Origin of the sequence: Halobaculum sp. MBLA0147 (genome assembly GCF_041361345.1) — an archaeon.
Lineage (GTDB): Archaea > Halobacteriota > Halobacteria > Halobacteriales > Haloferacaceae > JAHENP01.
Genome location: NZ_JBGKAD010000003.1, coordinates 232467 through 245283 on the forward strand (window position 1 = coordinate 232467; position 12817 = coordinate 245283).

Here is a 12817-nt window from a genome sequence, read left to right on the forward strand (position 1 = left end):
CTCCTCCGACTCGCTCGTGGGTCGACGACACGAGCAGCCGGGACGCGGACGTTCGGGAGGTGGCCGCCGTGCGCGCCGTCGTCGTGAGCGAGCCCGAGCCGGACGGCGACACCGCGGCGACGACCCCCGCCGATCGCCTCGAACTCGTCGAGCGCGAGCGACCGACACCCGGGATCGAGGAGGTGCTGATCGACGTCGCCGCCTGCGGCATCTGTGGCGGCGATACGGCGGCGGTGGCGGACGGCGCAGCGACGACGTACCCGCGCGTCCCCGGCCACGAAGTGGTCGGTCGCGTCGTGGCGACCGGCGAGCGCGTCACGGCCGTCGAGTCGGGCGACCGGGTCGCGGTGGGCTGGCACGCGGGCCACTGCGGTCGGTGTGACCCCTGTCGGCGCGGCGACCACACGAACTGTCCGGAGCAGCGCGTGACCGCGATCCACCGTGACGGCGGCTACGCCGAGTACACGACGGCGCACCGCGACGCGCTGGCACGCGTCCCCGACGGACTCGCGGCGACGGACGCCGCGGCGCTCGTCTGTGCGGGGACGACGGCGTTCAACGCGCTCCGGCACGGTCCAGCGCGGCCGGGCGACACCGTCGCCGTCCAGGGGATCGGCGGCGTCGGCCACCTCGCCGTCCAGACCGCCGCACACGCCGGGTTCGAGACCGTCGCCCTCTCGCGGGGGACCGACAAGCGCGAGGCGGCGTTCGAGTTCGGTGCGGACCACTACGTCGACACGACGGACGACGACCCCGCGAGTCGACTGCGGGAACTGGGTGGCGCGGACGTGCTCCTCGGCACTGCGCCCTCACGCAGTGCGATCGCCGCCGTCGTCGACGGCCTGGCACCGAACGGCCAACTTCTCCTCGTCGCGCCGCCGGACGGCCCGGTCCCGGTCGACGTGGGGCGGTTGGTGGCCGGACGCGCCTCCGTCCGCGGGTGGTCCTCGGGGACACCGGTCGACGCCGAGGACACCTTCGCGCTGGGTGTCGAGGGTGCGCTCGATCCCGTCGTCGAACAGTTCCCGTTGGCGGACGCCGCGGCGGCGTACCGGCGGACGGCAGAGAATCGGACGCGGTTCAGAGCCGTCCTCGAGCCCTGACGACCGGTCACGGGCCCCACAGCGGCCTCGGCCCGCGACGCGAAACGGCCCTCGACCCGCGGCGGTGCGAGTTCCCCCTGCGCCGTTCAGTTCCCGACCTGCGTCGCCCGCTCGACCACGTCGGCGCCGTACGTCTCCGCCAACTCGTCGTGTTGGTCCGGGCGGTGCTCGTACACGTCCTGGAACACGAGGATCGGCGTCTGTGCGGCCTGGTACGTCGCCTCGTCCCACATCCGGTCCCGACTCACGTCGACGGCAGTGTCCCCGAGTTGCAGCGTCGCGTCCCGCGTCATCGCGATGGCACCCTTCCCCGCCTCCTTGGCGGCCTCGAACTCCTCCATCGAGTCGACGATGTCGTCGAGTCCGGGGACGTACGAGGTGCGGTCGACCAGCCGCTCGTGGAGTTCGTCGGCGTCCACCTCCTCCGTGCGGCCGTCGATCGTGAGCCGGTAAGTGTCCGCAGCGGTCTGCTCCAAGTCGGCGTCGTCACCCTCGTACACCAGCGTCCCGGAGTCGTCGGTCGTCAACTCGACGCTCTCGTCGCCCACCTCCAGCAGCCAGTGGCCGGACGCCGGCGGGAGCGGGGCGCGGTTCGCCACCTCCACCTGGCCCGGCGTGAGCGACCAGATGCCCGTCATCCCGAGTGCGCGATTCGCCTCCATCCGCTCGCGGTAGCCCGCCACGTCGCGGATGTCGTCGTACGGGCCGTCGACGGCGATCAGCCCCGCTGCGCTCGCACCGCGAGAGGTGTTGTGTCGCAGCGTCTCCCACTCCGGGAGCGCACCGGTCGGCGTCATCGCCCGCATGTCCTTCGTGTAGTCGACCTCCCCGTCGACCAGCAGGAACAGCCGTTCGAGGTTGTTCGACGGCTTCCCCATCTCTTCGCGGAGCCGGTTGAGTCCGATCTCGGCGGCCGCGCTCTCGACGATCACCGACATCGAGAGACTTCCCTCCGGGAGGCCGTGCTCGGACTCGACGATGGTGAGGAACTCGTCGGCCTTCTTCCAGTCGTCCAGGTCGCCCACCTCGGGGATCACGAACCCGTCGACCTGCTCGCCGGCACCCTCGTCGGGGTCGGCGATGGCGCGCATGTGCTCGAACCCGGTGTGGCGCGTCCCCGGGTCGTCGCGGTGCCAGACGACACGCGGGTGGATCTCGCCGGGGAACTCGTCGCCGTGCTCGCCGACGACGCGGACGATATTCTCGACACCCTCCTCGCGCATCGACGGCGCGGTGGCGTCCTCGTTGTCCGGCACCCACACGTCCGGGGCCTCCATCCCGCGCAGTCGGGCGGCGCTCTCCAGCAGTCGTGCCGAGTCCTCCTCGCCCTCGACGGCCGTCGGCGAGGTGAAGAACGTCCGCACGAACTCGCGGTCGTAGTGGCGGTCGGTGACCGTCATGTGTCCCGAGACACCGCCGGAACTCGCATAAACCTTCGTGGAAGCGACCAACTTCGCCCGAGCGCCGTCCCGGGAATTCGACTCCGAGTAGTTCTCTCGGCGGGCAGATCGAACCGTCGGGCGGTCGTCGGCGACGACTGCGAGCGGCGACCGCCGGCGGTGGCCCGTCTCCGTCCGGCGAAGTCGTCGTATCGGTGGGGTTTATCCCTTCGACGCCCGTGATTCTCCCCATGATACCGCGACTCGAGAACGTGGACTACCTGACGAAGTTACAGTACGTGATGATGGTCGTGTTCGGCGCGTTGACCGCCGTGCTGGCGTTGGCGCCGCCGCTGGGCACGCGTATCCGAATTCTCGGGGCGGGCGTGGCGTTCGGTATCACCATCGGGCTGTGGCTCTCGCACCTGCTGTCGATGGTGTACGAGACGACCGCGGACCTGCAGCGAGGGACTGCGCAGTGAGATGAGCGACGCCGACGGATCACCCGGCGACACGGGTGACACGGCCGAGACGAGCGATCCGAGTACCGGCGTGAACGGGGAGGGCACCGTCGGGAGCGAGTCGACGGGTGCGACCGGGGCGTCGGGCGAGTCGACGACCGACTCCTCACCCGCGTCGGCGACCGGCTCGGCACCCGCATCGGAGTCGGACGACGACGTCGACCTCGCGGACCCGAGCGCGGTCGCAGAGGAGGCAGCCGCGGCGGCTTCGGGCGGCGAGGAGTTCGAGAACCTCGGCGCGTTCCTGTTGACGGTGACTGGCGTGACGGCGATGTTCGTCGCCATCTTCACGTTCGCGTTCCCGCCGCCGATCAACCAGTACTTCGCGGGGATCGTGCTCTCGGTGACGGTGGTGACGCTGATCATCGGGATGGTGCTCGACCTGCTCGGGTACTTCTCCGACGACGCGCGGGTGCTCACCGACGACGACGAGCACACGGAGCCGGAACAGCTGGAGGCGGTTCGTGCGAAGCCGAACGTCCCGCTCCCGAAACAGATCAACTTCGACCAGGAGATCAAGCGACTGCGCGAGCACTTCGACGGGGAACTGCCCCGCCAGATGGACTCGTTCCTCACGGAGTACCAGGAGCTGAAGTCCACCTCGAAGAACCGGAAGGTCGTCGCCGGCAGTCTCCGGGCCGCGTTGAACCCGATCAGCGCGCTCGTCGACGACGAGGAGTTGGAGGAGATGGTCGACGACATGGGCGACCGGCTGTTCGCGTACATCAAAGCCGACCCGGTCGACAACATCGTCGTCACGGAGTACGCGTTCTTCCAAGACGGGGTTCAGACACAGGTCGCCGACCAGCAGGGTCAGCAGGTGCGGATCAAAGCGACCGTCCACAACCAGGGCGACACGGCGAAGGCGGAGGTGGCGGTGCGGTTCACCAACGCCGCGGGCGTCCCGGTGAAGACCGCCTACCTCCCGGTCGGCGAGGTCGTCACCGAGGCACGCAAGGAGTTGAACACGAGCGTCTACGTCCCGTCGCTGGCGACGGACGCGGACGTGTTCGTCATCCGTGCCACCCAGGACACGCCCGTCCTGGACATGTGAGCGGGGCGTCGAGAATCTCGACTGCCGTCCACACGGGTGGTTCGTGTGAACGGGCCAGGTGATCAGTCGTCGCTCGTCAGTTCCTCTTCCTCGCGGTCGTCCGTCGAGATGGGATCGGTCTGATCCTCCGCGAAGCCGGCGGAGTTCTCGATCCGCTCTGCCGCGGCGGGGTCGAACCGCCGTTCGATGTCCTGGAACCGGTCGACGAAGGAGAGTTCGTGGTGGCTCTCCGTCTCGTGGCCGACGTAGCGATCCTCCAGCGCGAACTGCGCCTCCTCGTCGCCCTCGGCGGCCCGCACCATGTCCTCGTAGACGGCGTGAGCGCCGGAGTGGAGCGCGAACAGCGTGACGAAGATGTACTTGTACCCCAAGTCCCCGAGTTCCGCGAACGTCAGCGGGTCCTCTTCGGCGCTCCACTCGAACGAGGAGGAGTAGTTGAAGGCGAGATCGACCTCCGGGTGCGTCTCGTGGAGCGTCTGGGCGTACTCGACGGCGTCTTCACGGGACGGATCTGGCATCTCGGGCCAGACGAGATCGACGCCGGCGTCGGCGTACAGCCGGCCGCGTTCGAGGTGTTCCTCCCAGTCCCCGTTCGCGGAGCCGTAGGCGTCCGTCCGCGCGATGATGACGGTGTCTTCGGACTGCTTGGCGTCGACGGCGGCCTCGAAGCGGGCGACCGCCTCCTCGCGGTCGACGATCTGCTTGCCGGCGACGTGGCCGCACCGCTTCGGCGTGGTCTGGTCTTCGATGTGGATCGCGGCGACGCCGGCCTTCTCGTACTCGCGGACCGCCCGGCGGACGTTGTGGACGCCGCCGTACCCCGTGTCACAGTCGGCGACGACGGGGAGGTTCGTCGCCTCCGCGATCCGCTTGGCGTTCTCGACCATCTCGGTCATCGTCACCATCTCCAGGTCCGGGAACCCGAACTGCCCCAACACCGTCGAGTAGCCGGACATGTACACCGCGTCGAGGTCGGCCATCTCCGCGAGTCGGGCGTCGAGCGCGTGGTACAGCCCCGGCGCGAACACGAAGTCTTCCGTCTCTAAGAGCCGACGGAACTCCGCCCCCTGTGGGTTGTCCACGTCGCGCTCGAAGACGTCCTGGTCGAGTTCGGTCGGGTTCATTCGGCGTCCTCCATCAGGGCACGTTCCAGCGGGTCCCGCCCGACGCGGCGGCCGCGGCCACCCTCGTCGGTCCGCTCGCGTTCCCCGGTCGCGCGGTCGCCGAGGCCACGCAGGTCCGGCACCAGCGGCGCCTCAGTCTCGCCGACGGTCGGCGTCGGCCGTTCCGCCGGCACTTCACACTCCGTGCCGCGAGTCGGGAGTGGGTCGTCTCGGTCGCCGCCGACCTGGGGTTCGGTCGTCCGTCGCGTCTCGCCGGGTCGCGTCGCGTCGTGCGTGCTCGACATGACTCGGGTGGAGAGAACGGCGCCACCCACTTGACTGTAATGAACTTTCATGATAAACGTCTGGGGCAGTGTGGGGCAGTCCTTGTATGTGATACGTTGACACCGTTTCGAGTATGGGTAGTCGTACTACCGTACTATCGTCGAGTCGAGGGTTCGACGTGTGTCGGTGGTGCGGAAGAACAGTCGGTCTCGTGCGTGCCAGACTGGCCGTCCGGGGTCACCCACTCACCGGCGGTCGACTCTCACCGCTCTGCCGACTCGCGATCCGTCTCCGTGCCGTCGGTCTCACTCACCGACTCGTCCGCCACGGGGTCGTCCGCGTCCGAGTCGATCGTCTCCTCAGAGTCGACGACCTCGTCCAGATCCACCTCCTCCTCCGTGTCGACACCCGACGCTGCCTCGGCTCCGACGGCACTCGACGCGGCCCCCACGGCGGCCGACTCGCGGAGTTCGCGCTCGATGTCCTCGCGGCCACGGCGGAACTCCCCCATCGCCTGCCCGCTGGCACGGGCGAGCTTCGGCACCTTGTTCGCGCCGAACAGGAGTACGACGACGAGCAAGATCACGATCAGTTCCGGTCCACCTGGTAACATCCCGAACAGCGGTACACCTACCATGGTGGTCGTACGCACCCAGAGGACATAACTGTAGAGTACGACACTCACACGTGGAGAATCGCCGGTTTCACGCGGTGACTGCCGAGTGGGAGGAGAGGAGTGTACCCATGTCGCGTCTCCTCTGGGCCGTCACGTGCGTGCTGCGTGGGCGCACGTGACGACAAGTCCCACTCGCCGACGGCACGGGCCGTACCACCCTGCCGTCGACAGGAGACGACTGCATCGTGACACACTAAAATCCTACGTCGGTCTCTCTCCGTGGACCTGCGGTCGTCTCGTCGCGTTCCGTGCGAGAGCCCCTCGCGGAGGAAACACGTCGCGAGTGGCCCACAGTTTCTTCTCGCACACGGGGTGTGTCGCCCCCAGTGTGAGGGAATCGGCCGTCGGATTCATGTCGTCCCCCGGTGAGGGGGCGACCGTGTCCCTCCAACACAACCTGACGGACTACACGGAGACGTACGAGACGTTCGAGTGGACGGACGTGCACGACGAGGCGGACTGGGACGCCCCGGAGTCGCTGAACGTCGCCCACGAGACGGTCGACCGCCACGCCGACGACCGCGGGACCGTCGCGCTCTACCAGGTCGGCACGGACGGCGAACTCTCGAAGACGACGTTCTGGGAACTCTCCCAGCGCTCGAACCAGTTCGCGAACGTCCTCGAGACGCTGGGGGTCGAGCGCGGCGACCCCGTGGTCTCGTACATGCCACGGATTCCGGAGCACTACGTCGCGCTGGTCGGCACACTGAAACGCGGTGCCGTCTGGGGGAGTGTCAACGAGCGGTTCGGTCCAGACGGGATCGCCTACCGGTTGGCCGACTGTGACGCCCGAGCGGTGGTCACGACGACTGACAACCGGGAGACCGTGGCGGCCGCACTCGAGGACGCACCGACCGTCGAGCACGTGATCACGGTCGACCGCGGCGGCGGCGCACCGCCGAGCGACGTGGCGTTCGGTCCGGCACTGGACGGGGCCGACACGGACTACGAGACGGCCGACACGGGCGGCGAGGACGACGCGATGCTGTACTACACCTCCGGGACCACCGGACCGGCGAAGGGGGTGTCACACCGCCACCGCTGGATCGCGGGCGTCGCAGCCACACAGCGGTACGCCGTCGACCTCCAGCCGGGTGACCTCTACTGGAGCACCGGGGACCTGGGGTGGCTGACGGGCGCGATCAACACCCTGGGTGCCTGGTTCTGGGGGACGCCGCTGTTCACGTACGAGGGGGAGTTCGACCCCGAGACCTGGGCCGCGTTGCTCGACGAGTACCCGATCTCGGTGTTGTTCTCCGTCCCGACCGCCTACCGGATGCTCCGAGAGAACGAGTCGGTCCTCGAGGGTGTCGACCTCGACTTGCGCCACGCGCTGTCCATCGGCGAGCCGCTGAGTGCTGGGGTCGTCGACTGGGGGGAGGAGACGCTCGACGTGACGATCCTCGACACGTACGGGCAGACGGAGACCGGGAACATGGTGATCAACAACTACCCGACGGAGGAGCTCCGGCCGGGGTCGATGGGGAAGCCACTCCCCGGTGTCGGGGCGGCCGTCGTCGATCCGGACACCGGCGAGGTGCTCCCGCCGGGCGAGACCGGGGAGATCGCCCAGCGCGGCGACTACCCGTGCTTCTTCGCCGGCTACCACGAGAAGCCCGAGAAAACCGCGGCCTGTTTCGTCGACGGCCCGGACGGGGAGTGGTACCTCTCGGGTGACCTCGCACACGTCGACGAGGACGGCTACTTCTGGTTCGAGGGGCGAGCCGACGACGTGATCCTCTCGTCGGGGTACCGGATCGGCCCCTTCGAGGTGGAGAGTTCACTCGGCGAACACGAGGCGGTCGCGGAGGCCGCCGTCGTGCCCAAGCCTCACCGCGAGCGCGGCAACGTCGTGAAGGCGTTCGTCGTCCCGAGTGGCGACGCAGAGCCGTCCGAGGGGCTGGCGGACGAGATCAGAGAGCACGTGAAGACCGAGCTCTCGGCCCACGAGTACCCCCGAGAGATCGAGTTCCGCGAGGAGCTGCCGAAGACGGTGACGGGGAAGATCCGGCGCACCGAGTTGCAGGACGAGGCCGCCGCCGAGGCGGACGTGGACACGCCCTGAGGAGTCGCGGGCGTGGTCTCCCAGCGGCGTGCCACTGGAGGACCCGATCACCGCCACGCCGCTGCGCCTGCGCGGACGGTGAGATACGCCACGAACCCGGCCGGGCCGAACAGTAGCGTGAGACACAACACCGGGGAGACGACGACCGGCGACAGCTCTCGGCGACGGGCGTCGAGGTACACCCACCGGCCGACGAACAGGTCGAACGCGAGGAAGTGGACCCACGCGGCCGTCGCCCCGAGGTTCGTCGCGAACAGCGCCGTCACACCCGCGACCGACGGCGAGAGAACTGTCGCGGCCGCGGTCTCGAACTGGGACGCGATCAGGACGACGTACAGCAGCGCCGCCGGGAGCACGACGAGCCGCGACCGTGCGACCCGCTCGGTGACGTGCCACGTCGGTGCGAGGATCACCAACGCCCACACCGGAGCGACGAGGAGGAAACTCCCGCCGAACACGGTCGCCGTCGTGACCTCGGGGACCGACGACACCAGCGGGACGGCTCGAATCGCGAGCACGAACAGCCCGACCGTGAGAGCGCCGTACAGTGTTCCGACGACTCCGACAGTAGACAGTGCGCCCCGCGTCGAGAGTCGGTCCCAGCGCGTCGCGAGGTACCCCGTGAGCGGGAGCACTTGGAGCGCGTGGAGTCCGACGAAGTGTGCGATCCGGAGGTCGCCGCCGGTCAGACTCCAGTTCAGGAGCGGGAGTCCGGGACCACCCTCCGGTGCGCCCACCGCGTGCCCCATCTGGGCGAGCATCACACCACCCTCGAGACTCGCAGCGACGAAGACACCGAGTCCGAGTCCGAGTCCCCACCGGTAGGCGGGGGCGAGCGACGGCGGATCTCTGACGAACCGGTAGAGGACGTACGCGACGACGAGTGTGCTCACTGTGATCGTCAGCCCCATCACGAGACCGATCGCCGTGTCGAAGACCGTCGATCTGTTGAAGTGAGACTCGACGCCGCGAGCTGCCTGCCCGGCGATGAGTGTGATCTCGATCACCATCGCACTCCCGACGATCCGACTCACGCGACGTTCGAGTCCGTCCGACAGCGAGAGTGACGGCAGTATCCACCCGATCGTACCGGTGAAGATCGCGATCGAGACCGCGAACTTCCACGGCTTCGTCCAGACGTTCCGGCCGAGCAGTGTCCGCGGGTCGACCACCATCCCGACGGTGAACACCACTGCGAGGACGACGTTGAGGGCGGTGACCGCGAACAGCAGACGGTTCCGACGAGACAACTCTCCCACGAAGTCGCGAACGCCGACGGCGACCGCCCGTCCGACCGACTCCTCCGCGAACTGCGTCGTCGATGCCATACGTGATCGTCTCCAGCCAGGTGATTGGTCCTTCGTGCAACCTGTTGCACCGGCACCTGCCGTGTCTCTCGACACCGACACCCGTCACAAACCCGACCGCACCGACACCCATCACAGACTCGACCGCACCAGTCGCGGACCCTACCGTTTTGTCGTCGGATCACACAGAGACGAGACGAACGGATGCAGCCACCGGCTCTCCTCGGGGTGATCACATCGTGATCGCGGCACGGTTCGACGTCGAACTCCCGGCAGACACGATGATCTGCGACGTGTCGACGGCGTTCCCGGAGGCGACCTACCGGCTCCTCTCGGGTGTCAACGCGGGGGAGACCGCGGTCCAACTCGGAGAAGTCGTCGCGGGGGACCCGCGGGCGGCCGGCGGTGCCATCGCCGACCACGAGTTGGTCACCTCCTACGAGTGGCTGGAGGTGGACGAGGAGCGGGGGCTCGCGAAGTACGAGACCAGGGACACTGCGCTGTACGAGTTCATGGCGCGGTCGGATGTCCCAGTCCAGTTCCCGGTCGTCGTCCGCGACGGGTGGTATCGGGTGGACTTCGTCGGCACCCGCGCCGAGTTCGAGGGGTTCCGCGACACGCTGAGCGCACACGACCGCCCGTACGAACTGCTCTCACTCGTTCACGAGACCGACTCGGAGGCGTTGCTGTCGGAGCGTCAGCGGACCGTCCTCGCGACCGCGCTCCGACTGGGGTACCTCGAAGTGCCACGCGAGTGTACGCTCTCGGAGTTGGCGGCGGCACTCGACGTGACGGAGTCGACCGCCAGCCGGACGCTCCGTCGTGCGCTGCAGCGAGTCACCGCGCAGTTCCTCACCACACCCGACGAGTGAGTCGGCCGCGACATCGCACCGGCGAGTGGCCGCCGACGGTCGACTGTCCACCGAGTGACTGTCCACCGCGTCACCGTCCCCCGGGTAACTGTCTCCCGAGTGACTACTGCATCGCGTCGACACGCACGTCCGGGTGCTCGCGGAAGTACGCGACGAGCGCGTCGGCGTACTCGGGGAACCGCGGACACGAGACGCCGGTGTCGGCCAGCGCGCGCTGTGTCGCCGGGTTGGCGTGCCGCGTCGGGTGGTCGAAGTAGTCCACCGTCGCCGGTTCCGTGACGACGCCACGATCTGCGAGGGCCCGCATCCCCCGACGCACCAGTCGCTTCGGGGCGGGGACGGCGAGCGTCCGGTGGCCGAGTGCATCGCCCAGCGTCCGGAGGAACGCGGGGACGGTCAGGGGCGCCGGGTCACACAGGTGGTACGTGCCGGCCACGGTGTCGGGCTGGGCCGACAGCGCCGCGATCGCGTCGACGACGAAGTCGCGCGGGACGACGTTCATCTCCGTCCGCGCGGCGCCCGGGAGCGACGGCGAGACGGAGAGCCACGCGGGCTGGGCGGCGAGCAGTCGCAGCAGGTAGTAGGGCCCGTCGTACTTCTCCGTCTCGCCGGTCCGGCTGTCGCCGACGACGATGGACGGGCGGTAGACCGTCGCCGGGAAGCCGGACGCGATCGCCTCGCGAACGAGCACCTCGGCGCGGTACTTCGTCGCCTCGTAGTGGTTGTTGAACGACTGGCCCTCGCGCAGGTGCGACTCCGCGAAGACACCCTCGTACCGGCCACTGACGTAGCAGGTGCTGACGTAGTGGAACCGGTCGACGCCCGCCTCCCGAGCGAACCCGAGGACGTGTCGCGTGCCGTCGACGTTCACCGCCTCACCCACCTCGCGAGAGACGCCCAGATCGTAGACGGCGGCGAGGTGGTACACCGAGTTCACCGCTCCGAGTCGGTCGGCGGCCGTCGGGTCCAGGTCCAGATCCGGCTCCGTGATGTCGCCCTCGACGAGCCGGAGGTGGCGTCCGGGTTCGGCCGCCGGGTCGAACGCCGTCGGACCGGGTGTCGTCTCCGTCGGTCGCCGTGCGGCGCCGGTGACGGTGTCGCCGCCGCGACTGCCCTCGTCGGTGTCCCCGTCGGTGTCGTCCGCACTACTCTCGCGGGCGATCTCGCGGGCCTCGCCGACCACCGCCTCGGCCCGCCGCGCGGCCGTCTCGCGGTAGGCGGGCTGGACCAGACAGGTGATCGGACCGTCCCCACGGGCCAACAGCCGCGGGAGCAACGCCGAACCGAGGAACCCGGGGAACCCGGTCAGGAGTGTCCGTGACGCTCCTCCGTCGTCGCCCGCGGTCGCCGTAGTGGTTCTCGCGGTCGTCGTGGTGTCGGCGGCAGACTCGCCGGCCGCCGACTGCGCTGTGTTCGTCACGTCTCGACACACCACTCCACCCTGCGGCATGAACGTTGCCGTCGCGGCGACCGGAGCGTGGGGTCGACAGCCGTCGCGGACGCGACTGGGCGACGTGGTCTCGTCGAGACCCGCTCGGCCGAGTTCCGGTCGTCCGTCGCGTGTGCCACGGGAGCTTGTCGCAGTGCCGCACGCTCACCGGCGAACGCTGCCCGGTAGCGTCCGCCTCTTGTCCGTCTGGCCCCTCGTGTCGACCGTGCCGACTGCACTGTTCGTCGTCAGCGAGCGCGGGTACTGGGGAGAAGAGTGTGTCGAGCCGCTGACTACGCTGGACGCGGCCGGCTTCGAGATCGACGTTGCGACCCCGACCGGCGAGCCGCCAGAGGTCGACGAGCGGTCCGTCGACCCGGAGACGGTGGGCGAGGAGACCGCCGCACTCGTCCGCGAGGTCGACGAGACGGACGAGCGGCTGGCCGATCCGGAGCCGCTCGCGGCGGTCGACGCCGCCGACTACGACGCCGTCGTGTTCCCCGGTGGACACGGAACCGAGTGGGACGTGAACCAGGACCGCGACGCGTGGGCGGCACTGCGGACCGCAGTGGCCGGCGACGACGGCGTCGCACTCGTCGTCTGTCACGCCGTCGGGATCCTCGGGTTCGCGCGCGACGCAGACGGCGAGTTCCTCGTCGCGGGTCGCTCCGTCACCGGCTTCCCCAACGAGTGGGAGGCGGACATCGTCGACGACCACGACCGGATGCCAGACGGCCGCAAGCTCCCGTACTGGGTCGAGGACGTGGTCCGAGCGGCCGGCGGCGAGTGGGACGCGGAACTCGACGCCGACACGAGCGTCACAGTCGACGGGGACCTGGTGACGGCGCGCGGCCCCGAGTCGAGTACTGCCGCCGCTCGCGTGTTGGTCGAAGAACTCGGCCACGAGATCCCCGAGCGGGCGCAGTCCGCAGACTGACGGGCGACCGAGGGACGACGGTGTCCAGACACCGTACGGCGCAGCGTCGGCGTGACGCCGACGTGGACGGTGCCACGGTCGGTCAC

At 69.1% G+C, this 12817-nt stretch carries 12 protein-coding genes; 6 read left to right on the forward strand and 6 right to left on the reverse strand.

Annotated features, from left to right (window positions below):
* The first annotated feature begins 68 nt into the window (after positions 1-68).
* Positions 69-1103, forward strand: a complete 1035-nt coding sequence (locus RYH80_RS17505) for an alcohol dehydrogenase catalytic domain-containing protein (protein WP_370905372.1) — start codon at positions 69-71, stop codon at positions 1101-1103.
* Positions 1104-1189: 86 nt separating this feature from the next.
* On the opposite strand, the gene aceB is transcribed toward RYH80_RS17505, so the two are convergent.
* Positions 1190-2503 (reverse strand): malate synthase AceB, encoded by a 1314-nt coding sequence (gene aceB, locus RYH80_RS17510; RefSeq protein ID WP_370905373.1) that lies wholly within the window; start codon positions 2501-2503, stop codon positions 1190-1192.
* 230 nt (positions 2504-2733) lie between these two features.
* On the opposite strand from aceB, the gene RYH80_RS17515 reads away from it, so the two are divergent.
* Both RYH80_RS17515 and RYH80_RS17520 read left to right on the forward strand, forming a co-directional pair.
* The gene (locus RYH80_RS17515; RefSeq protein ID WP_370905374.1) at positions 2734-2964 is read left to right on the forward strand and encodes a hypothetical protein; all 231 of its coding nucleotides are present in this window, start codon (positions 2734-2736) and stop codon (positions 2962-2964) included.
* Position 2965: 1 nt separating this feature from the next.
* Entirely contained in the window at positions 2966-4057 is a 1092-nt protein-coding gene (locus RYH80_RS17520) for a hypothetical protein (RefSeq protein ID WP_370905375.1), read from the forward strand.
* A 62-nt stretch (positions 4058-4119) separates the two neighbouring features.
* Here RYH80_RS17520 and RYH80_RS17525 read toward each other — a convergent pair whose 3' ends face one another.
* From RYH80_RS17525 to tatA, 3 genes are all read right to left on the reverse strand, one after another.
* Positions 4120-5181, reverse strand: a complete 1062-nt coding sequence (locus RYH80_RS17525; RefSeq protein WP_370905376.1) for an isocitrate lyase/PEP mutase family protein — start codon at positions 5179-5181, stop codon at positions 4120-4122.
* Positions 5178-5465, reverse strand: a complete 288-nt coding sequence (locus RYH80_RS17530) for a hypothetical protein (protein WP_370905377.1) — start codon at positions 5463-5465, stop codon at positions 5178-5180. Before RYH80_RS17530 ends, RYH80_RS17525 begins: the two co-directional genes overlap by 4 nt.
* Positions 5466-5707: 242 nt before the next feature.
* On the reverse strand, positions 5708-6082 hold the full coding sequence (gene tatA / locus RYH80_RS17535) for a twin-arginine translocase TatA/TatE family subunit (RefSeq protein WP_370905378.1): 375 nt from the start codon (positions 6080-6082) through the stop codon (positions 5708-5710).
* Between the two features lie 418 nt (positions 6083-6500).
* Here tatA and RYH80_RS17540 point away from each other — a divergent pair, with 418 nt between their 5' ends.
* Positions 6501-8186: an acetate--CoA ligase gene (locus RYH80_RS17540; RefSeq protein WP_370905379.1), complete on the forward strand. Its 1686-nt coding sequence runs from the start codon at positions 6501-6503 to the stop codon at positions 8184-8186.
* Positions 8187-8233: 47 nt separating this feature from the next.
* Here the strand turns inward: RYH80_RS17540 and RYH80_RS17545 are convergent, their stop codons facing one another.
* The gene (locus tag RYH80_RS17545) at positions 8234-9514 is read right to left on the reverse strand and encodes an ABA4-like family protein (protein ID WP_370905380.1); all 1281 of its coding nucleotides are present in this window, start codon (positions 9512-9514) and stop codon (positions 8234-8236) included.
* Between the two features lie 218 nt (positions 9515-9732).
* Here RYH80_RS17545 and RYH80_RS17550 point away from each other — a divergent pair, with 218 nt between their 5' ends.
* Positions 9733-10365, forward strand: a complete 633-nt coding sequence (locus RYH80_RS17550; protein ID WP_370905381.1) for a helix-turn-helix domain-containing protein — start codon at positions 9733-9735, stop codon at positions 10363-10365.
* 103 nt (positions 10366-10468) lie between these two features.
* Here the strand turns inward: RYH80_RS17550 and RYH80_RS17555 are convergent, their stop codons facing one another.
* On the reverse strand, positions 10469-11674 hold the full coding sequence (locus tag RYH80_RS17555) for an SDR family oxidoreductase (RefSeq protein ID WP_370905447.1): 1206 nt from the start codon (positions 11672-11674) through the stop codon (positions 10469-10471).
* Between the two features lie 346 nt (positions 11675-12020).
* Here RYH80_RS17555 and RYH80_RS17560 point away from each other — a divergent pair, with 346 nt between their 5' ends.
* Complete coding sequence (locus RYH80_RS17560; protein ID WP_370905382.1) at positions 12021-12731, forward strand: DJ-1/PfpI family protein; 711 nt, start codon at positions 12021-12023, stop codon at positions 12729-12731.
* Positions 12732-12817 lie beyond the last annotated feature (86 nt).

Excerpts from the sequence above, each read along its gene's own strand:
- RYH80_RS17530 (WP_370905377.1), bottom strand. The coding sequence starts at position 5,465 with ATGTCGAGCACGCACGACGCGACGCGACCCGGCGAGACGCGACGGACG.
- aceB (WP_370905373.1), bottom strand. The coding sequence starts at position 2,503 with ATGACGGTCACCGACCGCCACTACGACCGCGAGTTCGTGCGGACGTTC.
- tatA (WP_370905378.1), bottom strand. The coding sequence starts at position 6,082 with ATGGTAGGTGTACCGCTGTTCGGGATGTTACCAGGTGGACCGGAACTG.
- RYH80_RS17525 (WP_370905376.1), bottom strand. The coding sequence starts at position 5,181 with ATGAACCCGACCGAACTCGACCAGGACGTCTTCGAGCGCGACGTGGAC.
- RYH80_RS17515 (WP_370905374.1), top strand. The coding sequence starts at position 2,734 with ATGATACCGCGACTCGAGAACGTGGACTACCTGACGAAGTTACAGTAC.
- RYH80_RS17520 (WP_370905375.1), top strand. The coding sequence starts at position 2,966 with ATGAGCGACGCCGACGGATCACCCGGCGACACGGGTGACACGGCCGAG.
- RYH80_RS17545 (WP_370905380.1), bottom strand. The coding sequence starts at position 9,514 with ATGGCATCGACGACGCAGTTCGCGGAGGAGTCGGTCGGACGGGCGGTC.